General features: G+C 34.8%; 26 protein-coding genes and 1 tRNA gene. 13 read left to right on the forward strand and 14 right to left on the reverse strand.

The features are described 5' to 3' along the window. Positions 1-11: 11 nt before the first annotated feature. The 3 genes from rplT to CIGNP85_RS04195 all read right to left on the reverse strand — a co-directional run bounded on the left by rplT (position 12) and on the right by CIGNP85_RS04195 (position 1,669). A complete protein-coding gene (rplT, locus tag CIGNP85_RS04185; RefSeq protein ID WP_086225204.1) occupies positions 12-365 on the reverse strand; it encodes a 50S ribosomal protein L20 in 354 nt (117 codons plus the stop codon). A gap of 81 nt (positions 366-446) precedes the next feature. Then, complete coding sequence (gene rpmI / locus CIGNP85_RS04190) at positions 447-638, reverse strand: 50S ribosomal protein L35 (RefSeq protein ID WP_086225205.1); 192 nt, start codon at positions 636-638, stop codon at positions 447-449. Positions 639-703: 65 nt separating this feature from the next. Continuing rightward, a complete protein-coding gene (locus CIGNP85_RS04195; RefSeq protein ID WP_086235522.1) occupies positions 704-1,669 on the reverse strand; it encodes a putative transporter in 966 nt (321 codons plus the stop codon). Between the two features lie 135 nt (positions 1,670-1,804). On the opposite strand from CIGNP85_RS04195, the gene CIGNP85_RS04200 reads away from it, so the two are divergent. Next, on the forward strand, positions 1,805-3,199 hold the full coding sequence (locus CIGNP85_RS04200; protein ID WP_086225207.1) for an anaerobic C4-dicarboxylate transporter: 1,395 nt from the start codon (positions 1,805-1,807) through the stop codon (positions 3,197-3,199). A 16-nt stretch (positions 3,200-3,215) separates the two neighbouring features. Here the strand turns inward: CIGNP85_RS04200 and CIGNP85_RS04205 are convergent, their stop codons facing one another. The 6 genes from CIGNP85_RS04205 to ribA are packed head-to-tail and all read right to left on the reverse strand — an operon-like array spanning position 3,216 to position 6,272. After that, positions 3,216-3,812 (reverse strand): hypothetical protein, encoded by a 597-nt coding sequence (locus CIGNP85_RS04205; RefSeq protein ID WP_086287115.1) that lies wholly within the window; start codon positions 3,810-3,812, stop codon positions 3,216-3,218. Next, positions 3,812-4,675, reverse strand: a complete 864-nt coding sequence (gene htpX / locus CIGNP85_RS04210; RefSeq protein WP_086287117.1) for a zinc metalloprotease HtpX — start codon at positions 4,673-4,675, stop codon at positions 3,812-3,814. The genes CIGNP85_RS04205 and htpX overlap by 1 nt, the downstream gene beginning before the upstream one ends. Before the next feature lies 1 nt (position 4,676). Continuing rightward, a complete protein-coding gene (locus CIGNP85_RS04215; RefSeq protein WP_086287119.1) occupies positions 4,677-4,988 on the reverse strand; it encodes a hypothetical protein in 312 nt (103 codons plus the stop codon). Then, positions 4,985-5,179: a PP0621 family protein gene (locus CIGNP85_RS04220; protein ID WP_086238442.1), complete on the reverse strand. Its 195-nt coding sequence runs from the start codon at positions 5,177-5,179 to the stop codon at positions 4,985-4,987. The genes CIGNP85_RS04215 and CIGNP85_RS04220 overlap by 4 nt, the downstream gene beginning before the upstream one ends. Beyond that, positions 5,176-5,715, reverse strand: a complete 540-nt coding sequence (gene rsmG, locus CIGNP85_RS04225; RefSeq protein WP_086287121.1) for a 16S rRNA (guanine(527)-N(7))-methyltransferase RsmG — start codon at positions 5,713-5,715, stop codon at positions 5,176-5,178. Before rsmG ends, CIGNP85_RS04220 begins: the two co-directional genes overlap by 4 nt. After that, positions 5,712-6,272, reverse strand: a complete 561-nt coding sequence (ribA, locus tag CIGNP85_RS04230) for a GTP cyclohydrolase II (RefSeq protein ID WP_086287123.1) — start codon at positions 6,270-6,272, stop codon at positions 5,712-5,714. Before ribA ends, rsmG begins: the two co-directional genes overlap by 4 nt. Positions 6,273-6,388: 116 nt before the next feature. On the opposite strand from ribA, the gene hemB reads away from it, so the two are divergent. The 7 genes from hemB to CIGNP85_RS04265 are packed head-to-tail and all read left to right on the forward strand — an operon-like array spanning position 6,389 to position 12,912. Continuing rightward, positions 6,389-7,369: a porphobilinogen synthase gene (gene hemB, locus CIGNP85_RS04235; protein WP_086252272.1), complete on the forward strand. Its 981-nt coding sequence runs from the start codon at positions 6,389-6,391 to the stop codon at positions 7,367-7,369. 2 nt (positions 7,370-7,371) lie between these two features. Then, positions 7,372-8,301, forward strand: a complete 930-nt coding sequence (gene argF / locus CIGNP85_RS04240) for an ornithine carbamoyltransferase (RefSeq protein WP_086287125.1) — start codon at positions 7,372-7,374, stop codon at positions 8,299-8,301. Beyond that, positions 8,294-8,719, forward strand: a complete 426-nt coding sequence (locus tag CIGNP85_RS04245) for a DUF2603 domain-containing protein (RefSeq protein WP_086225216.1) — start codon at positions 8,294-8,296, stop codon at positions 8,717-8,719. The genes argF and CIGNP85_RS04245 overlap by 8 nt, the downstream gene beginning before the upstream one ends. Positions 8,720-8,721: 2 nt before the next feature. Further along, positions 8,722-10,077 (forward strand): oxygen-independent coproporphyrinogen III oxidase, encoded by a 1,356-nt coding sequence (gene hemN, locus CIGNP85_RS04250; RefSeq protein WP_086287127.1) that lies wholly within the window; start codon positions 8,722-8,724, stop codon positions 10,075-10,077. A 10-nt stretch (positions 10,078-10,087) separates the two neighbouring features. Then, positions 10,088-10,906: a DUF5718 family protein gene (locus tag CIGNP85_RS04255; protein ID WP_086241598.1), complete on the forward strand. Its 819-nt coding sequence runs from the start codon at positions 10,088-10,090 to the stop codon at positions 10,904-10,906. Further along, entirely contained in the window at positions 10,903-11,643 is a 741-nt protein-coding gene (locus CIGNP85_RS04260) for a pyrroline-5-carboxylate reductase (RefSeq protein WP_086287129.1), read from the forward strand. Before CIGNP85_RS04255 ends, CIGNP85_RS04260 begins: the two co-directional genes overlap by 4 nt. After that, complete coding sequence (locus CIGNP85_RS04265; RefSeq protein ID WP_086287131.1) at positions 11,644-12,912, forward strand: (Fe-S)-binding protein; 1,269 nt, start codon at positions 11,644-11,646, stop codon at positions 12,910-12,912. It abuts the gene before it with no gap. A 116-nt stretch (positions 12,913-13,028) separates the two neighbouring features. Here the strand turns inward: CIGNP85_RS04265 and CIGNP85_RS04270 are convergent, their stop codons facing one another. The 3 genes from CIGNP85_RS04270 to CIGNP85_RS04280 form a co-directional block, all read right to left on the reverse strand. After that, the gene (locus tag CIGNP85_RS04270; protein WP_086287132.1) at positions 13,029-14,588 is read right to left on the reverse strand and encodes a class I SAM-dependent methyltransferase; all 1,560 of its coding nucleotides are present in this window, start codon (positions 14,586-14,588) and stop codon (positions 13,029-13,031) included. Further along, positions 14,585-16,651, reverse strand: coding sequence for a motility associated factor glycosyltransferase family protein (locus CIGNP85_RS04275; protein WP_086287134.1), 2,067 nt, complete (start codon positions 16,649-16,651; stop codon positions 14,585-14,587). Before CIGNP85_RS04275 ends, CIGNP85_RS04270 begins: the two co-directional genes overlap by 4 nt. 168 nt (positions 16,652-16,819) lie before the next feature. Continuing rightward, positions 16,820-16,894, reverse strand: a tRNA-Glu gene (locus CIGNP85_RS04280). Positions 16,895-17,004: 110 nt separating this feature from the next. Between CIGNP85_RS04280 and CIGNP85_RS04285 the strand changes: the two genes are divergently transcribed. From CIGNP85_RS04285 to CIGNP85_RS04295, 3 genes are all read left to right on the forward strand, one after another. Beyond that, a complete protein-coding gene (locus tag CIGNP85_RS04285) occupies positions 17,005-17,484 on the forward strand; it encodes a hypothetical protein (RefSeq protein ID WP_086228597.1) in 480 nt (159 codons plus the stop codon). Continuing rightward, a complete protein-coding gene (gene nfo / locus CIGNP85_RS04290; protein WP_086241592.1) occupies positions 17,481-18,323 on the forward strand; it encodes a deoxyribonuclease IV in 843 nt (280 codons plus the stop codon). Before CIGNP85_RS04285 ends, nfo begins: the two co-directional genes overlap by 4 nt. Positions 18,324-18,450: 127 nt before the next feature. Further along, positions 18,451-18,858, forward strand: coding sequence for a hypothetical protein (locus tag CIGNP85_RS04295; RefSeq protein WP_086287136.1), 408 nt, complete (start codon positions 18,451-18,453; stop codon positions 18,856-18,858). A 281-nt stretch (positions 18,859-19,139) separates the two neighbouring features. Here the strand turns inward: CIGNP85_RS04295 and purM are convergent, their stop codons facing one another. Together purM and CIGNP85_RS04305 are read right to left on the reverse strand one after the other, a co-directional pair. Further along, positions 19,140-20,123, reverse strand: a complete 984-nt coding sequence (gene purM, locus CIGNP85_RS04300) for a phosphoribosylformylglycinamidine cyclo-ligase (RefSeq protein ID WP_086238454.1) — start codon at positions 20,121-20,123, stop codon at positions 19,140-19,142. Between the two features lie 42 nt (positions 20,124-20,165). After that, the gene (locus tag CIGNP85_RS04305; protein ID WP_086287138.1) at positions 20,166-22,976 is read right to left on the reverse strand and encodes an FAD-binding and (Fe-S)-binding domain-containing protein; all 2,811 of its coding nucleotides are present in this window, start codon (positions 22,974-22,976) and stop codon (positions 20,166-20,168) included. Between the two features lie 92 nt (positions 22,977-23,068). Between CIGNP85_RS04305 and CIGNP85_RS04310 the strand changes: the two genes are divergently transcribed. Together CIGNP85_RS04310 and coaE are read left to right on the forward strand one after the other, a co-directional pair. Further along, complete coding sequence (locus CIGNP85_RS04310; RefSeq protein WP_086287140.1) at positions 23,069-23,431, forward strand: RidA family protein; 363 nt, start codon at positions 23,069-23,071, stop codon at positions 23,429-23,431. After that, positions 23,424-24,038 carry a dephospho-CoA kinase gene (gene coaE / locus CIGNP85_RS04315; protein ID WP_086287141.1) on the forward strand — a complete coding sequence of 205 codons (615 nt, stop codon included), beginning with the start codon at positions 23,424-23,426 and terminating at the stop codon, positions 24,036-24,038. Before CIGNP85_RS04310 ends, coaE begins: the two co-directional genes overlap by 8 nt. The last annotated feature ends 3 nt before the right edge of the window (positions 24,039-24,041 follow it).

Below are 24,041 nucleotides of genomic sequence, written 5' to 3' on the forward strand. Positions count from 1 at the left end.
CTAGGCAAATATTATAAAGCTTTTTTAACCTCTGCTACAATGCTAGCAAATGCCGCTGCATCATTCATAGCTAGGTTTGCCAAAACTTTTCTATCTAATTCGATGTTTGCTTTTTTAAGACCATTTATAAATCTTGAGTAGCTAATATCGTTTAATCTACACGCTGCATTAATGCGGATGATCCATAATCTACGGAAATCACGCTTTTTAGCGCGTCTATCACGATACGCATATACTAAACTTCTTTCTAACTGCTCTTTAGCTTTTCTAAAATGTTTATGTCTAGCACTATAAAAACCACGAGCTAGTTTTAGAACTTTTTTGTGTCTGCGGCGTCTTACAACACCAGTTTTAACTCTTGCCATATTTATCCTTTACAAATTGGCGTCCAAATTTGGAACTTGCCCCATAAAAGGGAGGTTAGAATGACTTAAATTGTCAAAAACTCATATACAAAGCATTTTTTTCACAGCTGAGACATTTGTGCTATCTACATATTGAGATTGTCTTAGGTCTCTTTTGCGCTTAGGTGACATTTTGGTTAAGATATGGCTTCTAAATGCGGAGCCTCTTTTTATCTTATTTTTGCCAACTTTAAAGCGTTTAGCTGCACCACGAACAGATTTCATCTTTGGCATACGCTTTTCCTTTACTTTAAGATAAGCTAGGATTATATCAAATTTGAATTTAAAACTATATAAAACTAGCCAAATTTAATATTTTTCTCAAATTCATCAAGCCTTTTATGTATGCTTCTAAGCTCTGTAATCGTCGTCCAATTATCTATAAATACGCTAAAACTACTGCGAACTTGGTCAAATGCGTTGCTAACTTGGATTAAGACTCCAAGCGTTATAACTCCGCTAAATAGCCCATTTCCCATAATTATAAATGGCACAATAACCATAAATTGTGAAAACGAAATAAGCCAAACATTGAAATATCCATAGTGTAAAAATAGCCTATAATAGTTAAATCTAAGCCCAGTAAATAGCCCCAATACACTCTCAAAACTCGCATAATTTACCTTATCATCTTCAGCATAAACTAGCTCTTTTCTAAAAGCCGCTTCACTCTTTTGGATATTGTATTCTAGCTTTGGTAGCTTTATACCTACAAACCAAGATATTATAAGCCCACCTACACTAACAGCTAAGGCTATCCAAACTAATGAGCCGGGAATTTCTTTTAAATATGGCAAATCCACCCCACTGCTAAGTCCCCATAAAACTGGGATAAATGCTATTAATATCATTATAGCTTTTAATATCTGTAAGCCTAAGGTTTCAGTAATCTTAGCAAATCTATAAACATCTTCTTGTATCCTTTGACTAGAGCCTTCTATATCGTGCTTACACGCTCTCCATCTATTTAGATAACCAAAAGTCATAGCCTCTCGCCACCTAAAAACCCAATGGCTAGCAAAAAATGTCGTAATAGTAGCGATAATCACATAAGGCATCGCAATTAATAAAAATCTATAAATTTGCTCCCAAAACTCATCTACACTATGATCTTTGACATTTTGCATAATATCGTAAAAATCTTTATACCAATCATTAATCGCTACATTTAATCTAGTTTGAAAAATCAAAGATACAATAATCACAAAAAGCCCACCATAAGCCCAAAAAGCCCATTTTTTACTCTCAAAAAAGCTTGAAAACATATATTTGCCTTAGATAAAATAGCTCGATTATACAAAATAATTTTTAATTTTAAATTTACGCATAAAATTTAAGTTAGATATAATTTTTTAAAAGATAAAATTGCTCTTAAATTTATTACAAAGAAAGGAGAATAGATGGAGTTTTTAACGCAATTAAGCGATGGCAAACAATTTGCTATTCAGCTTTTGGTTGTTTTGATTTGTCTATTTTATGGTGCTAGAAAGGGCGGTATAGCTCTTGGCTTGCTTGGCGGTGTTGGTATGTTCGTGCTTACATTTGGTTTTGATGTGGCTCCTGGCAAACCGGCTATTGATGTTATTTTTACTATTTTATGCGTGGTTGTAGCTAGTGCGACCTTACTTGCTAGTGGCGGTCTTGATGTAATGCTTCAAATTGCTGAAAGAATCCTAAGGAGAAATCCTAAATTCTTAACAATCCTAGCCCCATTTGTAACTGCGTTTTTGACAATTCTATGTGGGACTGGACATGTGGTTTATACAATGATGCCAATTATCTATGATATCGCTATCAAAAATGGAATTCGCCCAGAGCGACCTATGGCCGCAGCATCAGTTAGTTCGCAAATGGGTATCATCGCAAGTCCTGTGAGCGTGGCGGTGGTATCTTTGACAGCTATGTTATTAGCTCCTGGTGTTAAGCATTTAGAGGGCTTTGATGGATATTTGAATTTGCTTGCGATCACCGTGCCATCAACCTTGATAGGTGTTTTAGCCGTTGGGATTTATAGCTGGTTTAGAGGTAAAGATCTAGATAAAGATGAAGAGTTCCAAACTAAAATTCACAATGACCCTGAATTTAAAAAATATGTCTATGGCGACTCTAAAACACTTTTAGATGTCAAACTCCCTACGATAGAGTGGGTTGCTATGTGGATATTCTTAGGTGCGATCGCTATTGTGGCTATCCTTGGCGCTTTCCCTGAGCTTCGCCCTGCATTTGATAATGGCAAAGGCGTGATGAAGCCGATGAGTATGGTATCTGTAATTCAAATATTTATGCTAATTACTGGCGCAATCCTTATAATAGCAACTAAGGTAAAAGCGGGTGAAATCGCTCAAAACGCAATCTTTAGATCTGGTATGATAGCTATTGTAGCGGTATTTGGTATATCTTGGATGGCTAATACAATGTTTAGCGTTCATACTCCGATGCTTAAAGAATCATTAGGTGGTATAGTTCAGCTATATCCATGGACCTATGCTATTATGCTACTTTTGATATCTAAATTTGTAAATTCACAAGCTGCGGCTTTGGCGGCGTTTGTGCCATTGGCTTTGGGTATCGGGGTTGATCCAGCTATTATCGTGGCGTTTGCTCCGGCTTGTTATGGATATTATATCCTTCCTACATATCCAAGCGACCTTGCTACGATACAATTTGACCGCTCAGGCACAACAAAAATAGGCAAATATGTAATCAACCATAGCTTCATTATTCCAGGCTTGCTTGGGGTATTTGTATCTTGTATATTTGGTTATATCTTTACTACTTTTGCAGGATATCTATAATTCAAATCAGCTAGGATCAACCTAGCTGATCTATGATCTTTATAATATTTTTTACATTCTCTTTAGCGCTTTTATAGCTGATATTTAAAGGTGTTTTTAAATTCGCAATTATAGTATCAGAGTCTGTGTAAATATATAAACTCAAATAACCATTTTGGATAAAATATGAGCTTTTAAATCCTAGCAAATTCTCATTAATCTCTATATTTTTGCTGATTTTACCACTGATTAAAAGACCATAAAATATAATTTCATCGCTATTTTTCACGCAGATATCACGCACATCAAAACCATTTAAGCTAAATAGTCCAAACTCACTAACATCGCCATTAAAATGGTTATTAATACAAGGTAAATTTGGCTGATTTAAGCCTAATTCTTTGATTAGCTCATCTCTTAGTCTCTCTTTTAAACCTAGCTCAAATTCAGCAAAAAATTTAAATTTAAACCAAAAATATATCCAAAGACCGGCTAAAAATCCACCGATTAAAGCCAAAAAAGGATCAAAAAACCAAAGCACCAAAGTAATTGCAAAATCCACAAAAGCCGCTAAAATCAAGATCCAAATAAGCTTATATTTTATAGATTTTCGCTCTTTTTCTAAATTCTCCATCAGCTATTAAAATACCTTTTAGCTGGGTTTTGATAGCTTAACTCTCTTAGTCTCTCCACTCTTTGCTTGGTTGTGGGATGAGTGCGAAAGAGATTAGATATCCCACTTGCGATACCGCCACTAAATGGACTTATAATAAACATATGAGCGGTTTGTTCATTGGCGTTTTTTACTACGCCACGCTGATTGCTACTCTCTAACTTTGATAGAGCGTTTGCTAGGTCATTAGCGTTAGTTATCGAAGCTGAAAATCTATCTGCTTCAAACTCCCTTGAGCGTGAGATGCTCATCTGTATTATGGTAGCAGCTAGTGGCATTATAATAGCTAGAGCAATCATCAAAATGGGGTTTTGGCGATTTTGATTGTTTCCTAGCATAGCACCAAATTGAGCGAAATTCGCCAAAATCGCAATTCCACCTGCAAATACTGCTGCAATAGAACCAGTTAAAATATCATAGTGTCTTACATGGCCTAATTCATGAGCGATAACTGCTGCTATCTCATCATCATTTAGTGTATCGAGCAATCCAGTAGTTAGAGCCACAGCAGCATTGGCTGGATTTCTGCCAGTAGCAAATGCATTAGGGACAGAGTCGCTAATTATATATAGCTTTGGTAGTTCTAATCCAGCTTTAAAACAGAGCTTTTTAGTCATATGATATAATGGATGTGAGCTATTAAGCTCTTGGGCGTTATATCGCTTTAAAATAAGCTTATCACTATAAAAATAGCTGAAAAAATTCATAGCCAGCGCAATACAAAACGCTACTAACATACCACCAACTCCGCCTATCATACCACCGATAAAGACAAAAAGTAACATAAGAGCTACCATAAAAAATACAGTCTTAAAAATCTCCATCTTACCCCCTTATCGCACTTTTATAAATAACTGCGTCAATTCTCTTTTTGGCTGCTTTTTGTAGCTCTTCATCGCTATTTATGATTAAAGCAATTTTGCTATCAAATAGATAATCATCAGCTAATTTTTGTAGTTTTTTAGCTAGTTTTATAGTATCGCATACGATAAATTTAACTCCATTAGCATTAGCAATTAACGCCTCTTTAATATTAGAAACTACAATAAAATTACACTTTGAGTTTAAATTTTTTGGCTCAAATTTAGATAAAAACACTGGCTCATAAGCTATTAAATCACTACCGATTATAATCATTTTAAACACTCCTTACAGATATATTTTCCATCTTTTAATACGCTATCTTTAAGCTCTACAAATGTATCACATTTACTACATTCGACAAAGCTTTCACCACTATCACTAGGCTTTTTACTCCTAAATTTAGGAATTATAAAATAGTAAATTACCCCTATAATCAAAACAAATATTATGATTTTAGCTATCATTTTAACCCCTTTAATACTACATAATTTCGCTCATTTTCTTGATAAATTTTCTTATAACATTTAAGCTCTTCTATCTCAAATTTCGCATTTGAGCCTTTGTATAGTAAAAATGTCGTATTCTCATCATAAAATCCTTGGCAAATTTCGATCAAATCAGCCGTTTTCATCAATGCCCTAGATGTGATTAAATCAGCTTTAATCTTTTTGGAATTTTCTAATTTTTGGCTATGTATAGTGATATTTTGAAGTTTCAAATTCGCACTCGCATAGGATAAAAAGCTTGATTTTTTCGCTATTGGCTCATATAGATGAAACTCACATTCATCTAAAATCATAGCCAAAAATATCGCCGGAAATCCTGCCCCACTGCCTACATCCACACAAACCTTAGGCTTAAAGTCTAGAAATTTAATCGGCTCTATGCTATCAAGGGCTACTGGCTTGATATCTTTATAATTGGTTAGATTATGAATTTTATTGAATTTTTTTAAGACCTCATCAAACTTAGCCACACTCTCCCAAAATTCATCACTCATAGCATATGCCCCATCTGCTCTTTTTTAATATTTAAATAATCTTTATTGTATTTATTTGCCTCTATTTGTATCGGAATTCGGCTTACTATTTGAGCTTTTATACTTGAGAGTTTAAGCGGATTATTGGTTAATAAATTCACACTTTTTATCCCAAAATCATCTAAGATAAAATCAACCATCTCATATGTCCTCTCATCAGCCTTAAATCCTAGCTGATGATTTGCCTCTATAGTATCAAGACCGGTATCTTGTAAGGCGTAGGCATTGACTTTGTTTAATAATCCGATGTTTCTACCTTCTTGACGAAGATATATCACCATTCCACCATTATCTGCGATATATTTCAAAGCCGCTTCTAGCTGCTCGCCACAATCGCATTTTCTACTCCCCAAAGCATCGCCTGTTAGACACTCAGAGTGAATTCTAAGGTTTAATGGATTGCTTAAATTTGAACTAAAAATTACTAAATGCTCTTTATCATTTTCCTTATATGCTTTGATTTTGAAATTTCCAAATTTAGTTGGCAAATTTGCAACTTTAGATATCTCTATATGCACTTTTTTCCTTCTGTTTTTGTTTTATTGTATCATTTGCAATTAAATCTAAACAAAATCAATTATTTTTAATTAACTTAAATTCTGCTATAATCACTAAATTTTCAGGAGAATTAATAATGTTTAAAAGATATAGAAGATTAAGATTGAATGAGCCTTTGCGTGATATGCTAACAGAAAATAGATTATCTATTAGTGATTTTATATATCCGCTTTTTGTAGTTGAGGGCAAGGGAATTAAAAATGAGATAAGCTCGATGCCTGGCGTGTTTCAGATGAGTTTAGATGAGATTTTAAAAGAGTGCGATGAGATCATAAATTTAGGGATAAAATCTATAATTTTATTTGGAATTCCAAATTTAAAAGATAGCATAGGGAGCGATGCTTTGGATGAAAATGGGATAATTGCTAGATCCGTTAGGGCTATTAAAGAGAAATTCAAAGATCTTATAGTTATTACTGATTTATGCTTTTGTGAATACACAGATCACGGACATTGCGGAATTTTGGATCATAAATGCGGCAGCGTGGATAATGACGCTACCCTTGAAATATCGGCCAAACAAGCCCTAATCCACGCCAAAGCTGGCGCTGATATGATAGCACCTAGTGGAATGATGGATGGGATAATTTATACTTTGCGTAAGGCATTGGATGAAAATGGATATATGAATTTACCTATTATGTCCTACTCTACCAAATTCGCTTCAGCATATTATGGGCCATTTCGTGATGTAGCGCAAAGCACTCCAAGCTTTGGCGATAGAAAAAGCTATCAAATGAATCCCGCTAATAGACTTGAAGCGATTAATGAGAGCTTAGAAGATGAGGCTCAAGGCGCTGATATTTTGATGGTTAAACCGGCTTTAGCATATTTAGATATCATAAGAGATATAAAAGAGCGAACGAATTTACCACTTTGTGTATATAATGTGAGTGGAGAATACGCACTTTTAAAAGCTGGCGCTAAGGCAGGTGTCATAGATTATGATCGTGTGATGATGGAGACTATGATAGCATTTAAAAGAGCTGGAGCTAATCTAATCATCAGCTATCACGCCAAAGAAGTTGCTAAGATATTAAATTCAAACAAGGGATAGATATGAGACACTTTTTGACTCTAAATGATATAAGCAAAGATGAGATTTTAGATATCTTAAACATTGCCAAAGATATCAAAAAAGAGGCCTTAAATAAAGAGTATAAACCATATTTAAAAGATCAATTTTTAGCTATGATTTTTGAAAAAAGCTCGACAAGGACTAGAGTGAGCTTCGAAGTTGGGATACAACAACTTGGCGGAAAAGCGCTGTTTTTAAGTAGTCGTGATATACAACTTGGCCGTGGTGAGCCTATCAAAGATACCGCTAGAGTGCTTGGAGGAATGGTGGATATGATTATGGCTAGGGTTTATAAACAAAGCGATTTGGTTGAGCTTGCTAAATTTAGCGGTGTGCCTGTGATAAATGGGCTTAGCGATGATTTTCACCCTGTTCAATTAATGGCTGATTTGCTAACCTTAGATGAGCTTGGCTTAAATATCCAAAATATGAAAGTCGCATATATAGGCGATGGCAATAACATGACAAATTCATGGCTTATGGCTGCTTCTAAGCTTGGTTTTGAGCTTAGAATCGCTACACCAAAAGGCTATGAAATCCCACAATGGGTAAAAAACATAGCCTTAGAAAATGCCAAATCAAGTGGCGCTATAATCCAAATAGGCAATGACCCAAAAGAGGCTATAAGTGGCGTAGATGTCGTTACTACTGATACTTGGGTCTCTATGGGTCAAGAGGATGAAAAAGCGAAAAAAATCGCCGATTTCGCTGGATTTTGCGTAGATAAAAGTATGATGAGCCTAGCCAAAGATGGGGCTGTGTTTTTACACTGCTTGCCTGCTTATAGAGGATATGAAGTCAGTGAAGAAGTATTTGAATCTCACGCTGATGAGATATTTAGAGAAGCTCACAATAGACTTCACGCACAAAAAGGCGTAATGGTCTGGTGTGATAGGATGAGATATGAATAATCATTTAGAAAATATTAGCCAAACTCTAGGCATTAGCAAAAGGCGTCGCACAACCTTTGAGCTAGAAGATATGGATAATAATCAAATGAAGCTTAGCTACAAAGGCAAAGCGAATTTAAATACTCCATGGTTTGGTATGTATGGCGATAAGCCTTGCGCCCTAGTGCCTGCTGAGCTATTTGAAGCGGTGATAAACGCACTAAAAAACGCACAAAAAGAGAATTTCGAGCTAAAGCTAGAAAGATCCATTTTACAAAATTTGCCAATTGATTTTGGCGATGTCTGGACTGTGGCGATAGAAGAGATCAAAAAGGCAAACTACAAAAAAGAGCCAAATTTAGATAGAGTTATAGCTAAAATCAAAAAAGAGCATCCAAATTTATTTTTGGATATGCGCTCGCTTGTTAATAAGGAGTGATTATGGTAGATTTTGAAGCATTTGTGAAGTATTCTAAGCCAGGACCTAGATATACTAGCTATCCTACGGCTTTGGAATTTAGCGATGAGTTTAGCTATGATGAGTATATCAAGAGATTAAAAGAGTGTGATAAGCCACTTTCGCTATACTTTCATCTACCATTTTGTCGCTCGGCGTGCTATTTTTGTGGTTGTAATGTGATATATACTAGCAAAAGCGATAAGATGAGTCGCTACTTGGATTATTTGGAGCGTGAGCTTGAAATTTTAGCTAGTATAGTAGATACCAATAGAGCAGTGATACAGATGCACTTTGGCGGTGGGACGCCTACATTTTATAGTGCTAGTGAGCTTGATAGGATTATAAAAGCTATTAAAAAACATTTTAAAAATTTCACAAATGACGCTGAAATAAGCTGTGAAATAGACCCAAGATTTATCAATGAAGATCAGCTAGAAGTCCTTAGAAAGCATGGGTTTAATAGAGTTAGCTTTGGGGTACAAGATTTTGATGAAAAGGTTCAAAAAGAGATCCATAGAATTCAGCCATTTAGCATAACTCAAAATGCTGTAAATTTGGCTAGAAAATATGGAATGTTAAGTGTCAATACCGATCTTATATATGGTTTGCCTTATCAGAGCTTAGAGAGTTTTAAACGCACTTTAGAGCTAGGAGTTAGTCTAAATCCTGATAGATTTGCTATCTTTAATTACGCTCATGTCCCATGGATCAAAAAAAGTATGAGAAAATTCGACGAAGCCACGCTACCAAGCCCAAAAACTAAGCTTGAAATTTTAAAATACACTATGGAATTTCTCACATCCAATGGATACAAAATGATAGGTATGGATCACTACGCTAAGCCTAGTGATGAGCTATTTGGTGCTTTAAAAAATGGCACACTTCATAGGAATTTTCAAGGATACACTACAAAAGGCGGAGCGCAACTCATTGGTATAGGGCTAACTAGTATCGGCGAGGGCGATGACTATTACGCTCAAAACTACAAAGATATGAGTGGCTATGAAGCTGCTATTGATGCTGGTAAATTGCCAAATTTCAAAGGCATAATGCTAAATGAAGAAGATAAGCTTAGAAAATTTGTAATTATGGAGTTGATGGCGAATTTCGCTCTTGATATTGGGTCTGTGGAGAGTAAATTTAAGATTGATTTCTTTAACCATTTTAAAGATGAATTAGATGAGCTAGGTGAGTTAAAGCAATTTATGAGTATCGATAGCCAAAAAATTGAGATAAACCAAACCGGAATGCTATTAATCCGTAATATCGCTATGTGCTTTGATGAGTATATGGCGAAATTTAAAGGCGTTAATAATAGCTTTTCAAAGACAGTTTAAAGGAGATTTTGTGAGTGAGATTTTAGGATTTGGGATAGCTGGAAATTTCGCCTTACATCTTGAACAAGCTGGCGAGGCTGATGATTTCGCCTTGGTTAAAACCGATGATGAATACGCCCCAAAAGGGATATTTCCATTTTATATCAAAGGTAGCGATAGTTTTTTGGGTAGGAATTGTATAGATAATGGCTATTTATATCTACCTAATGATAAAAATTTAAATATCCAAATGGAGCCTGAGATCGCATTAAGATGTGAATTAAAGTATGAAAATAATAAGGTTAAAAGCATTAAGCCACTTAAATTTGCTGCTTTTAATGACGCTTCAGTTAGAAATGACAAAACCGCTACAAAAATATCACAAAAGAAAAACTTCAGCAACGGCTCAAAAGGAATCGGAAATGAGATTGATATAGACAAATTTAGCCTTGGTGGGATCTGTGATAATTATAGCTTAGTATCATTTTTACAAAGCCAAAATGAGCTAATCAGATATGGCGAATGCGCCAAATTAAGCGGATACTCATATTTTTATGAAAAGTTATTAGAGTGGATCAAAGATAGATTAAACACACAAGAAAATTATGCTGTGTTAGAGAATTTATCAGATATCTTAAAAAATACAAACTACCCAAATGAGATGATAATCACAATCGGCGCTACAAGATATGAAGAAGCGGGCAAAAATAGATATCTAAAACCTGGCGATATCTGCTATGTGGTCGCCTTTGATCATACTAAATTTGATCTATCAAGCATAACAAACGCTATCAAAAATGGCTCTAAATTACCAAGTAGCGTATCTATTTTAAGACAGGAAGTAAGATGAAAATTACTATAATTGGCGCTGGAAATATGGGATTAGCTATGGCTAATGGGCTGAAATTATCTGGTTTTGAAGTGAGCTTTGCGGGGAGATTGAGTGATAGATTAGAGGCTTTAAAAGGTGAATTTGAAGTAGAGATAATAGATAAAAACTACGATATAAGTGATAAAAACATTATACTAGCTATCAAGCCAAACGCCCTTGAGTGGTTTGTAAATCTCGCAAAAGGTAGAGCAAATTTGATAATTAGCGTGCTAGCTCGCACAAGCTTAGAGCAAATTCAAGCTATAAACGCCCTAAATCACGCTATTTGCTTGCCAAATATCGCCGCAAAATACCAAAAAAGCATAAATCCATATATAGCAATTGGTGATACCAATCTAGTAGAAAAGATCCTAAATGGCTTTGGAAAAGCGGTTAAATTTGATTCTAAATCCACTTTTGATGCTGCTAGCATAATCAGCGGATGCGCTCCAGCATATCTAGCATTAGTAGCTGAAGCTATCAATACTGCTGCTGTAAGATCTGGGCTTAAACTAGATGAGGCTCAAGCTATGACAAGTGGGCTATTTGATAGCTTTGCTGGATTGATTAAAGATACTCATCCAGCACTAATAAAAGATAGCATTTGCTCTCCTGCTGGAACGACTATCGAGGGTGTATGCGAGCTAGAAAAAGCCGGTGTTAGAACTGCCTTTATAGAAGCTATTAGAGCAAGTTTGATGAAACAAAGAGGATAAATGAGTAACTATAATTTTAGTGAGATTAGCGATGCGTGTGTGAAGTGTGGAAAATGTAAGCCAAATTGTACAATATACAAAATCAGCCACGATGAGGTCAAGAGCCCAAGGGGATTTTTGGATCTTTTGGGGGCTTATAATAGAGGTGAAATCGAGCTTGATAAGAATTTAAAAGATGTTTTTGAGAGCTGTTTTTTATGTACAAATTGCGTCCAAGACTGCCCGGTATCCTTGCCAACTGATACTATGATAGAAAATGCTAGAGCCGATATAGCGGCTAAATTTGGAATTTCGTGGTATAAAAGGCTATTTTTTTATCTACTTAGAAATAGAAAAATTATGGATATCGCTGCGAAATTTGGATATGTGTTTCAAAGCTGTGGATTTAAGATCAAAGATGGCAATATGAGCCCAAGATTTAGTCTGCCAATGTTAAAAAAAGAGCGTCTTTTACCAGCAGCATCTAAAAAGAGCTTTTTAAACTCTCACACTGAATTTATAGATAATGGCGGAGATAAAACTATCGGGATATTTATCGGCTGTATGGGAAATTATGCTTATACCGCTATTGGCGAGGGGTTACTTAAGATATTAAAAGAACTTAAAATCAACGCTCATTTGATGAAATCTCAAGGCTGTTGCTCGGCTCCAGCGTATTTCACTGGGGATTTTAACACTGTAGATTATCTAGCTAAAAAGAATATTGAGTATTTTGAATCCTTATTAAATAGCGGTAAAATCGAAGCTATTATAATACCAGAAGCGACTTGTTCGGCGATGATAAAGGTAGATTATGAGCACTATTTTCACAATGATTTGCAGTGGAAACAAAGAGCTATAAATATCAGCAAAAAAATATATTTAGCTACTGAATATTTGGCTAAATTTACAAATCTAGCTCAAATTTTAAAAGAGCGAAATAGAGATAAAAAACTATCTAAAATCACATATCATGACCCTTGCCACGCTAGAAAGATGCAAGGAGTTTGGAAAGAGCCAAGAGAGCTTTTAAAACACGCTTATATCTTAAATGATATGAGCGATAATCATAGTTGCTGTGGATTTGGCGGAGTAACAATGCAAAGTGAAAAATACCACCTAAGCCGCCAGGCCGGTCAAAGCAGAGCCGCACAGATAGACGCCATGAATGCCAAATGCGTAGGAAGTGAGTGTAGCGCTTGTAAAATGCAGCTAAACAACGCCCTACATATCTATGGTAGCGATACTAAATGCTCCAATCCAATTGAGCTGATCGCTAATGCTTTATAAATTTACAAATTAAGATTTTATAAATGGCGCTTAAAATCTATTAATGGCACATTTATAGATTAGAGTTTATTTAGGCTAAAATCTTAACAAATTTAGCCTAAATAAATTTAAATAGCCTAATACTCTTCTAACATAAAGCTATTAACCAGCGATAGACGAATGATTTCAACAGCATTTTTGAAATATTCATTTTGTTCTTTTGGAGTTTTAAGTGGAACATTTTGGTCATCTTTTTGAATGGTTGGAATCAGTTTTTCGCTCTCAAATTTAGCTTTTATATGATTTTGAATATCTTTTATACTGTGATTACCATCAAACATTAATGCAAGTTCAAGTGTATGCTTATCAGCATTTAGCCTATCATTTGATGGAGTTGCTACACCAATTGACGAACCTTCATTTTCTAAGAAATATCTTAGATATGGTATATATTCCATTTTTAGTCTAGTCTTACCAGGGATATATAATAGCTTTTGAAGCGGTTTACAAGTAATGGTAATAGCATTGTTTGTAAGCGTTCTAATATCATAGTATCTAAATACTATATCATCTTTTGGATAAACTGCACGAACTTCATCAAAGCTTAAAGTTGATGGAAATGCATCATTTAATGCCTTTGCAAGTGGTTCGATATATGTATCTTTGGCTGAGCTTAGAAGCTGCGGGGTCGGCTTTATTAGCTTAAAGTGTAGATTATGTAAGAATTTAGCCTTATCTTCATCTTTTATAGCTAGCTTGTTTTGATTTTGCGATTTGGTTAAAATAGAGCTTCTAAATCTAATAGAGTATAAAAAATCATAAGCTTGATTAGCTGAGATATAATCATCAAATGATAGCTTAAAATACTCACTTATCGCACCATCAGGCAAAAATGATGGATCGAAATGATATGTGGCATCAGCAACATAGCAAAGCCCATTATCACCAGCATCAGCTACAAAATCTAAAAAATAAAATGGCTGATTACAAATCTCCATATATTCATGTGCCACATAACTTTTTGGGTAGTTTTGAATATGTTTAATATACTCGGAATTTAAATTTTTAATATGTGTAGCACTTGATTCATTTGGGCTATATTTGGCATAAAAAGCCTTTTGAAATTTAATCGCATTTAATCCAGACTCCAAATCAGTGACATTGCCACTACTTTTAACCGCACTAAATCGCATAAAATCACGCAAAGGCTCGACATATTTCCACCCTGGATAGCAGTTATAGCTGATAAATGCCACGCCATTTTGGCTTAATAGCTTTTGACAACTTTGTAAAATCGCACTTCTTACAAAATCAGGCACCCAGCTATAAATACCATGGCAAATAATATAATCAAACTCTATTTTACCACCAAATTCACTTATGAGATTACAAATATCCATCTCAATAAGCTTTATATTTTTACACCCGATTCCCTCGATTGCTCTCTTGCCTATAGCTATCTGCTCACTACTTAAATCAATTCCTATGAAAGTTGAATTTGGATGATTGATAGCTTGGCCTATTATATTGCCACCCATCGCACAACCAATTTCAAGAACCTTGGAATTATGCGGATTAACAGCATCTAGGCCATGAAATTTAGCCACCGCACAAAGATAATCTATACAAGTTTGAGCGTATGAATATGAGTCATATGTATGCTCATCATATGTTGATTTAATATCGTTATTTATCATTGTTCTAACAACTTATGACTATCCATAAATCCACTAGCGGCGTCAGCTAATTTACCCAAAGTCGCATCTATACTACCAGCTAAGCTAAATATCCAATAACTCTGACACGAAACCCACTCAAATAACTTATCATTTTTTTCTTCATCAGTATCGGCTCTACGAGCTGAGATAACGGCAAGCTCAAGCTCTTGGCTATTTAGCATCGCTCCGCAAATACCATAAAATGACGACATAAAGACTTTATCTTTAAAGACATATTCTTTTAGGCTATCAATCTCAAATGAGAGTTTTTGTAGCTTATCATAGTTGATTTTATCTGCTTTATCTTGCTCTTTTAATTTTTTGGATTTTTCAATCTCTTTGGCGATTTTGAGATATAATCGTTCACATTTTTTTTGAACTTTATGACCAGTTTTGAAAATTTTAGTTATATTTTTGATTGCTTTTTTTAGATGCTCTTCTTGCTTTTCTTTGCTAATTGGCAAGATTGGTTTGAAATTTTTCTTTTTACCCTCAGCGATAATCTTATCGGCCATCTCTTTAAATGAAATTTCAGTTGTTCCTTCTATTCTTGCTCCACCTTCGGTGCAGTTATAAAGCTTATAATCTGGATTACTTCTTTGCATCATTGCGATATTATGCTCAAAATATTGTCTAAATAAATTCCATACAAAAGTAGTTTGAATTTCACCTTTACCGCCATATTTGGTTGTCATTATAGGAACTTCTTCTAATGGAATTTCGGTCTCTTTAAATATATGTCCTTTAGAGTGGCTAGTACCATTTTCGCCATAAGCTAAGTCTTGGCCTATTAACATTACATCTTTACAGCCTAAAGCTTGGGCTACATTCCACGCCATATGCGCAGCACTCTGTCCACCGCCGATATAGCCAAATTTAAAATCTCTAAAACTCATCTCATAATTTAGCGGCCTAAAAGCATAACAAACATCTTTATCATGCAAATTTTCTACTGCTTCATGATGAGTAAGAGAAGCCACAACAAATATAATCCCATCATCAAATTTAGTTCTAGCAGGTTTGAAAAAGTCCGGAGTAGGCGGAATTCTCTCTATAGATGTTACATAATCAGGCTTAATCCCATGCTCTTTTAAAATAGGATAACTTGCATCAACAGCTATAACTACTGTGTATGGAGCGAGTTTTTTGAGTATTGGCAACTGCTTGTGAAGCGATGGACCAGTAGATACTATTACGGCTGAGTTAATCTTATTTTTTCTTTTATTTATAATATCTCTTAGAGGAATTGCGCCAAATACATCTGGAAGATGTTGTGTTGTTTGAATCATTCCTAACAAGCAATCCTTAGAGTCATTTCCACGCTCATAAAGCGTCTGGATAATTGCTTTTTGCATAGTTTTATTTAATTCCATAATATTTTCTTGATATTTTTCATTATTATAATAATCATCGATAATATGTAGATTATATAATCTAAAACTATGAAATACATCTGGCATTTTACAAATAATATAAAATTGTAAAAATGTAACCTTATGCGAATCTAAAATAAATAATCTATCAGTAAAAATATCCCTAGAAAAGTCAATCAAGCTAAGCGCAGCATATAAAATCTCAATCTCAGGTTCAAAAACAAATATCTTTTTATGCGTTGGGTTTGCTAAGATTGATTTCAAAAACACCCCATTGCCAATTCCATAGATAAAAAGCGCCCTATGTCTGGCGTACTCTTCTTCGAATTCTATAATCTTTTTCTCAACATCTTTAGCTGGGCTTTCGTATAAATACTCTTTGGTTTCAAGATTTATGATATTTAGATCTAGCGGGTCTTTGCCCATATAAACGCCAAATTTTTTATTCTCCTCTAAACCAAATAGCGTAAGCGAAGTATCGATAGCATAAGGCATCATAGCAGTTATGTTTTTATCAAGTGTAGTTATCTCTTCATCATTTTTAATTTTTTGAGCTATCTTAGAATCAAGCTCTTTAAACTTTCTCTCATCTTCAGTTAGATCTCGCTCATCTTTTTTTGAGATGTCATTTTTTAACTCATTAACATCTTTTTTTTCACCATTTTGCATATGTGTCCTTTTGAATTTAACTTTAATATCGTCATTTTTAGGCTTTATTTTACAAAAATTTCGCTGAATTTAAAGAATAAATAGAAGATAAATTTAAATTTAACAAAAATTACACTTTCGAGAAAATATTATAAAAAAATGATAAAATGTGGGATTTTTAGAATAAAGTGGTGACCCCTACGAGACTCGAACTCGTGTTACCGCCGTGAAAGGGCGATGTCCTAACCGCTAGACGAAGGGGCCACTGCGGTTGTGCGAGTGGAATTATACAAGAGTAATGCTTAAATATCGCTTAAAAATCATAGCGATTTACAAAAAAACTGTATAATTTGTCAAATTTAAAAAGGCATAGTTTGAATATCTATAAATTTTGGTCTAAATTTACTACTTTAACACTATTATCTGCGTTAATTTTTGGCTGTGGCACTGTTCAGCCAAAGCGTTCTAGTGGGGTTTTATTTAGTTTTATTACGCCACAAATTCGCATTAGCGATACAGGGTTTATTCACAGCTATACAAATGGTACACAAGTTCAAATCTACAATAGCGGCACACTAACTCTAAACCTAAAATTAGCTCAAAATATCTGCATAAACTCAGCTTGTATGTCTCGCAAAAGTTTTAACATCAAATATCTAAATTCGCCCCATTATAATGAGATTTTAGATGATATTATAACCCAAAGAGCAATATATGACTCAGCAAATTTGATTCAAACTGATTGTGGATTTACACAAGATTTTAGTAGTTTTAGATATGAGGTTTGCAATAAAACAGCTAAATTTATAGATAGTAAAAATAATATAAAAATTATAATAAGAGAGTTGCAATGAAAAGAATAGGAGCGCATGTAAGTGCAAGTGGTGGAGTAGCAAATGCTCCAAAAAATGCTGCAAATATCGGTGCGGACGCTTTTGCTCTATTTGTTAAAAATCAAAGACAATGGAGCGCTAAACCACTTACTCAAAGTGATATAAGTCAGTTTAAAGCTAATTTAGTCAGTGCAAATATTAAGCCAGCTTGCATACTAGCACATAATAGCTATTTAGTAAATTTAGGCCATCCAGATGAGAGTGCAAGGGCTAAGAGTTTTTACTCATTTTTAGACGAGATAGAGCGTTGCGAAGCTCTTGGGATTGAACTTATTAATTTTCATCCAGGTTCACATTTAAAACAAATAAGCGAAGATGAGTGTCTAGAATTAATTGCTAAAGAGATGAACTCCTTGCTAGAGCGTTCTAGCAATATAAAATTAGTTATTGAGAACACGGCCGGTCAAGGCAGTAATCTAGGCTATAAATTTGAACACCTAGCTGCATTAATTGCTATGAGTAAAGATCCTAGTCGTGTGGGTGTATGCATTGATACATGTCATTTATTTGCTAGCGGATATGATATCAAAGATGAGCAAAGTTATACTAAAACTATGGCTGAATTTGATAAAATAGTAGGATTTAAATACTTAAGCGGAATGCATATCAACGATAGCAAAGGCGCCCTTGGCTCACGCAAAGATCGTCACGATAGCCTTGGAGTTGGACTAATTGGAGAACAAGCATTTAGATGTATTATGAAAGACAATAGAATTGATGAGATTCCATTAATTTTAGAGACTATTGATGAGACTATCTGGGCTGATGAAATTAAAATGCTTAGAGATTTTACAAAATAATTTAGGAGGTTCTAATGAGACTGGGGGTGGGTTCAAGCCCAAAATAAAATACTAAATATTGGCTATTTTGCTGATGGTATTTGGTCGTATAACGCATTTAAAATAATCGCAAACCAAATATGCAAATTTGTTTATATGTGTTAGGCGTGGCTCAGATGATAAAATTTTAGCTAAATTTGCTGCTGATTATAGTATAGAGCTTTTTAGAGATTGCGATATTAATTCGCCTAAATTTTTAGCTATGATTACTAAATTTAATTGCGATATATTTGTTTCAATGTCATTTGATCAAATTTTTAAGCCTCAAATTATAGATCTTGCTCACTTGGTGCGATTGACAAATATTTATCATTGCAAGTTTTTAATAAATGCAAAAAGAAGCGATTTATTAAACCAAACTCAACAACGCAAAATGTGTGTTTGGTATGCTAAAGGAGTATTTAATATGAAATTTCAAATTAACAATGATAAAATGAAAATATTTAGCACAAACCAAAATAATGCAGACGACAAAATAAGAGATAAATATACTTGACCTAAGTTTTATTTTTTGCGTTCTTTAATCATTGTGAATGCAAATTCATTATTTAGATCAAAAATATAATTTTATACAATTTACTTAATATCTTTTACATAATGGTAAAATTCTTTTATCTAGTTCCATTTTATCTAAAGCATTATAAATTTTACTTTTACAATGCTCATCTGTTAAAAACATTTTAAAAAAGACAAAATTTGGAATTTAAAAATGCTTTTTACCAAAAATTGCCTTAATATTAATACTTTGTGATAGCGCATAATAAATAATCACAAAGCCTACAACATCTCTACGCCACTACCTTTGATAATCTGGCCAATTATATACCCATCACTATTAGCTAATACATAATCAACTTTATCATTTGGCACTACTAATACCATTCCTACACCACAATTAAACGTTCTATCCATCTCGCTTTGCTCTACGCTTTTGGCGATTAATTCAAAGATTTTTGGCGTTTTGATAGCACTTCTTTGGATCTTTGCGCCAAGTCCATTTGGCAAGACTCTAGGGAGATTTTCGACTATACCGCCACCAGTTATATGAGCCATTGCGTTTATGCTATCTTTAAGGCGTAAAAACTCATCTACATAAATTCTAGTAGGCTCTAAAAGCGTCTCTAAAAGCGTCTTACCCTCAAATTCACTACCCAAATTTAACTTCTCTTTTTTGATCACCGCCCTTGCTAGTGAAAAGCCATTTGAGTGAAGGCCTGAGCTTGGCAACGCTACTAAGATATCGCCTTCATTTACAAATTTAGTTCTATCGATCTCATCTTCTTCAGCCACACCCACAGCAAATCCCGCTAGATCAAAATCCCCCGAGCTATACATACTTGGCATTTCAGCCGTTTCGCCACCTATTAGAGCGCATTTGGCTATTACACATCCTTTGGCGATACCGCTTACTACTTCTTTGGCCGAGTTTATATCTAATTTACCAGTTGCATAGTAATCCAAAAAAAACATAGGCGTAGCAAAATTACATATTAAATCATTGACGCACATTGCAACTAGATCAATCCCCACACTATCTAATTTACCGCTATCTATTGCTAGGCGAAGTTTTGTTCCTACACCATCGGTTGCAGCTAGAAGAGTTGGTTTATTATATCCGCTAGGAAGCCTAAATGCTCCAGAAAATGATCCTATTCCACCTATTACATTTGGAGTTAGAGTCGATTTAACAAATGGTTTAATCCCCTCAACAAAGCTATTTCCAGCATCTATATCTACGCCTGCGTCTTTATAACTTATCATTTTTCACCTCTTTTAAATTTCGTGATTTTACACTATTTGAACTTATTTTTGGCTAATGCTAACGCTATCTAGCAAATAAGCGATATGCTGCCAGCTAAATCCACTTGCCTCGCTTAGCCCGATTTCACAGGTGCTAGAGTTGCTAAAACCGATATTGACTGCGCTATTTTGGTAAAATCTCTTAAATTTAGTTGTAGCGTGTATGTTTAATTGCGGAGTAAAAAACCCTTTATACCCAGCAAAACCGCAACATGCAGTATCGCTATGGACTATAACTTGCCCTTTAGTGCAAAGCTTAGCTAAACTCATCATAGTATTTTCAAGTCCAAGTTTTTTACTAGCACACATTGTATATAGTCCTATTGCGTCATTTATTGGGACAATAGAAAGTCTTGTAGAGATAAATTTAAGTAAATACTCGCTCAAATCATAAATTTCAAATCTATCTTTAAGTGATTTTATAAGCTCATAAGAGCAAGCGCCGTGATCTATCACCACAGGATATTTACCCTCGTTTGTAGCCTCTCTTAAAATATCTATATTTTTGGCTCTATTTAGCTCTTTTGTATCTGGATAATTGGTAAAAACTTTCCCACAACACATATCACTGATTTGCTGCGGATATATCACATTTATCTTAGCTTTTTTACATAGTGATTCAAATACCTCTTGGATAGGGCGTTTGTCATTTAAATTTTGATTTGGGGCAAAGGCTCTATTTAGACAACTTGAAAAATATACCACACTTTCATCAAAGCCATAATTTTTATCACGCAGTTTATAGCTATTTTTTCTTGGTAGATACTCTTTAAGAACCGGAGTTTTTATAGCTAAATTAGCTTTAAAAGAGAGTTTGCGAATTGAATTTGAGTTTAGTAAATTTGCAGCTGATAGGGCAAATTTGGCTCCATTTAGAGCTAAAGAGAAGTTTGCTTTAGCCAACTCAGCAGTTTTTTTGCTAAAATCACTGGCATTTACTTTGCGTTCGTTTAGGGCTAGGTTTGCTGTATTTAGCCCAACAGGGCATAGCTCTTCGCACATAGAACAGGCAGCACAACTCTCATTTAAGAAGTATTTAGCCCCATCTTTTAGCTCTTTTAATAGCTTTTTACTAGCTTTATCACTTAAAGCTCCTAGTCTTTGCATCTCTCTTTTTAGGGCTATTCTTTGGCGTGGGCTTAGAGTTAGCTTATTAGATGGACAGTTTTTCTCACAAAATCCACACTCCACACAATCATCAAATTCATTTCCTATAATGGCTGATTGCTTGATATTTTTTTTGTATATCTCTTTGTCATCTGTGATGATTACATCTGGATTTATTAGAGTGTGTGGGTCAAAAATCTCTTTGATTTTTCTATTTATGGCATAAGCTTTTGCTCCCCACTCTAGCTCTACAAATGGCGCTACCATCCTACCGGTGCCATGTTCGGCCTTGATACTTCCACCGAAATTTGAAACCATCAAAGACATATCTTCAACCAAATTCGCAAAACTCTCAAATTCGCTATTTTGGTTTAAATCAGGCGTGATTATAAAGTGTAAATTACCCGCTAATGCGTGGCCAAAAATTATAGCGCTATCTTCAAATCCATGCTTTTTAAATAGCTCTTGAAGGCTTTTAATCCCCTCTCCAAGATCTTTTATCTCAAAGCATATATCTTCTGTGATTACGCTACTTCCAGGCCTTTTAGCCGTAGCAGCGATAGGAAATATCCCTTTTCTAATCTTCCACCAATTAGCAAATTCACTCTCATCAAAGCTAAATTTCATCTCTTGACTAGTTGGATAATCTTTGATCGCATCTTTTATCTTTTGAATTTGCTCATTTAATCTATCTTGAGAGTTGTTTTGGCTCTGGATCAAGATACAGACTTCTCCATCTTTAATATCAGGCAAAATCTCGCTCACGCCTTTGAATTTAGAAGCAGCCTTAAGTGAGCCATAATCCATAATCTCCGCACTAGAAATTTCATTTTCAAATTTAGCCAAAATCTCTACAACCTTAGCCGCTTTTAAGATATCATCATAAAACAAAAGCGCACAAGCTTTGAATTTCTCATCATCCACGCACTCTAATTCCACGCTACTTACAAAGCCTAAAGTCCCCTCACTACCGATAAATAGATGAGTAATAATATCAATTGGGTCGCTATAATCTAAAAGGGCATTAATGCTATAGCCAGTTGTATTTTTGATCTTATATTTTCGCCTTATAAGCTCACAAAGCTCAGTATCAGCTAGGATTTGAGAGCGTAAATTTAGAATTTGCTCTATTAAATCTTTATGGCTATTTCTAAAACTAGCCACACTTATGGCATCAGAGCTATCAAGGATAGTTCCATCACCTAAAATTACTCTAATGGATTTTAGCGTGTTATATGAGTTTTGCTTGACCCCACAGCACATTCCGCTTGAGTTGTTATTGACAATTCCGCCAATTTGCGCCGCAGCGATAGTAGCAGGATCGGGGCCGATCTTTTTGCCTAGCGGTTTTAGGGCTTTATTAGCATTTTCGCCGATAACCCCACAACCTAAATTTATAGAGTTAGCATCTCTACTAACCTTCATATGATCCCATCTAAAATCCAAACAAACTAGCACCGTATCGCACGAGCTTTGACCGCTTAGGCTAGTCCCAGCACCCCTAAAACATAGTGGAGTGTTAAATTTGCGAGATAGCTCAAAAGCCTTTATAATCTCTTTTTCGCTTTTTAGCATTAAAACTAGCTTTGGTATATATGAGTAGCAAGAGGCCTCCACACCATAGCAAAATCGGCGTAAATAATCTTTATAAACTCTACCATCAAAGAGCTTAAAAGCGGCCTTATAAAATCCTTCATAATCTTGCATAATAGATCCTTTTGTAGCTAAAATTTGGCTGATTTTAGCAAATTTGAACTTATTTTATGCTAATATAGCCAAACTTCATTTAAGGAAATAAAATGTCAAATTATCCAAAAGCAATTGGCCCATATAGTGCTTATAGAGTGGTAGGAAATTTAGTATATTGTAGCGGTCAAATCCCGCTGGATCCAGATAGTGGCGAGGTAGTAGGAAGCGATATCAAAGCCCAAACAACCCAAGCTTTAAAAAATGTAGGCGGGATCTTAGAAGAGCTAAATTTAAGCTATAAAAATATTGTTAAAACAACTGTATTTTTAACTGATATATCTGAATTTGCTCAAATGAATGAAATTTATGCTGAGTTTTTCAGTGAGCCATATCCAGCTAGAAGTGCTGTAGCAGTAAAAGAATTGCCAAAGGGTGTAAAAGTAGAAGTAGAGGTCATAGCTTCCATTGAGTAAATTTAAAAATGCTATAGTAATTACTGGGGTTATTGGTAGTGGCAAAAGCACAATTGTAAATCTACTTAGAGTTTATGGCTTTAGTGTAATTGATGCTGATGAGATTGCACATGAGCTTTTAGATGAGTGCTGGGAGAGAGTCGCTAATGAATTTGGCAATGAATTTATAAGTGATAAAAAGGTTGATAGAAAGCGCCTTGGTAAGCTAGTTTTTAGCGATGAGAATGCTAAAAAAAGGCTTGAGAATATGCTCCATCCGCTTATTAGAAAACAAATTTTTGATAGTGCTAGCGAACTTGAAGAGAAAGAAAAACCATATTTAGTTGATCTACCTTTATATTTTGAGAGTGCGCCAGCTTATAATGAGTTTGAGAGTGTTTGTGTGGTTTATGCACTTGAGCCAATCTGTTTAGAACGCATAATGCTACGAGATGGGATTAGTTTAAATGAGGCCAAGGCTAGATTAAATTCGCAAATATCAATCGATGAGAAGCTCCGTCTAGCTAATTTCGTAATTGATAATAGTTCAGATATGAAACATCTAAATTTACAAATTGATAAGTTCATATCGGCACTAAAAAGCAGATACAAAACCCTAAATATTTAGAGG

Origin of the sequence: Campylobacter sp. P0085 (assembly GCF_002139495.1) — a bacterium.
In the GTDB taxonomy this organism is placed as follows: domain Bacteria; phylum Campylobacterota; class Campylobacteria; order Campylobacterales; family Campylobacteraceae; genus Campylobacter; species Campylobacter devanensis.

Excerpts from the sequence above, each read along its gene's own strand:
- rplT (WP_086225204.1), bottom strand. The coding sequence starts at position 365 with ATGGCAAGAGTTAAAACTGGTGTTGTAAGACGCCGCAGACACAAAAAA.
- rpmI (WP_086225205.1), bottom strand. The coding sequence starts at position 638 with ATGCCAAAGATGAAATCTGTTCGTGGTGCAGCTAAACGCTTTAAAGTT.
- CIGNP85_RS04195 (WP_086235522.1), bottom strand. The coding sequence starts at position 1,669 with ATGTTTTCAAGCTTTTTTGAGAGTAAAAAATGGGCTTTTTGGGCTTAT.
- CIGNP85_RS04200 (WP_086225207.1), top strand. The coding sequence starts at position 1,805 with ATGGAGTTTTTAACGCAATTAAGCGATGGCAAACAATTTGCTATTCAG.
- CIGNP85_RS04205 (WP_086287115.1), bottom strand. The coding sequence starts at position 3,812 with ATGGAGAATTTAGAAAAAGAGCGAAAATCTATAAAATATAAGCTTATT.
- htpX (WP_086287117.1), bottom strand. The coding sequence starts at position 4,675 with ATGGAGATTTTTAAGACTGTATTTTTTATGGTAGCTCTTATGTTACTT.
- CIGNP85_RS04215 (WP_086287119.1), bottom strand. The coding sequence starts at position 4,988 with ATGATTATAATCGGTAGTGATTTAATAGCTTATGAGCCAGTGTTTTTA.
- CIGNP85_RS04220 (WP_086238442.1), bottom strand. The coding sequence starts at position 5,179 with ATGATAGCTAAAATCATAATATTTGTTTTGATTATAGGGGTAATTTAC.
- rsmG (WP_086287121.1), bottom strand. The coding sequence starts at position 5,715 with ATGAGTGATGAATTTTGGGAGAGTGTGGCTAAGTTTGATGAGGTCTTA.
- hemB (WP_086252272.1), top strand. The coding sequence starts at position 6,389 with ATGTTTAAAAGATATAGAAGATTAAGATTGAATGAGCCTTTGCGTGAT.
- argF (WP_086287125.1), top strand. The coding sequence starts at position 7,372 with ATGAGACACTTTTTGACTCTAAATGATATAAGCAAAGATGAGATTTTA.
- CIGNP85_RS04245 (WP_086225216.1), top strand. The coding sequence starts at position 8,294 with ATGAATAATCATTTAGAAAATATTAGCCAAACTCTAGGCATTAGCAAA.
- hemN (WP_086287127.1), top strand. The coding sequence starts at position 8,722 with ATGGTAGATTTTGAAGCATTTGTGAAGTATTCTAAGCCAGGACCTAGA.
- CIGNP85_RS04260 (WP_086287129.1), top strand. The coding sequence starts at position 10,903 with ATGAAAATTACTATAATTGGCGCTGGAAATATGGGATTAGCTATGGCT.
- CIGNP85_RS04265 (WP_086287131.1), top strand. The coding sequence starts at position 11,644 with ATGAGTAACTATAATTTTAGTGAGATTAGCGATGCGTGTGTGAAGTGT.
- CIGNP85_RS04270 (WP_086287132.1), bottom strand. The coding sequence starts at position 14,588 with ATGATAAATAACGATATTAAATCAACATATGATGAGCATACATATGAC.
- CIGNP85_RS04275 (WP_086287134.1), bottom strand. The coding sequence starts at position 16,651 with ATGCAAAATGGTGAAAAAAAAGATGTTAATGAGTTAAAAAATGACATC.
- nfo (WP_086241592.1), top strand. The coding sequence starts at position 17,481 with ATGAAAAGAATAGGAGCGCATGTAAGTGCAAGTGGTGGAGTAGCAAAT.
- purM (WP_086238454.1), bottom strand. The coding sequence starts at position 20,123 with ATGATAAGTTATAAAGACGCAGGCGTAGATATAGATGCTGGAAATAGC.
- CIGNP85_RS04305 (WP_086287138.1), bottom strand. The coding sequence starts at position 22,976 with ATGCAAGATTATGAAGGATTTTATAAGGCCGCTTTTAAGCTCTTTGAT.
- CIGNP85_RS04310 (WP_086287140.1), top strand. The coding sequence starts at position 23,069 with ATGTCAAATTATCCAAAAGCAATTGGCCCATATAGTGCTTATAGAGTG.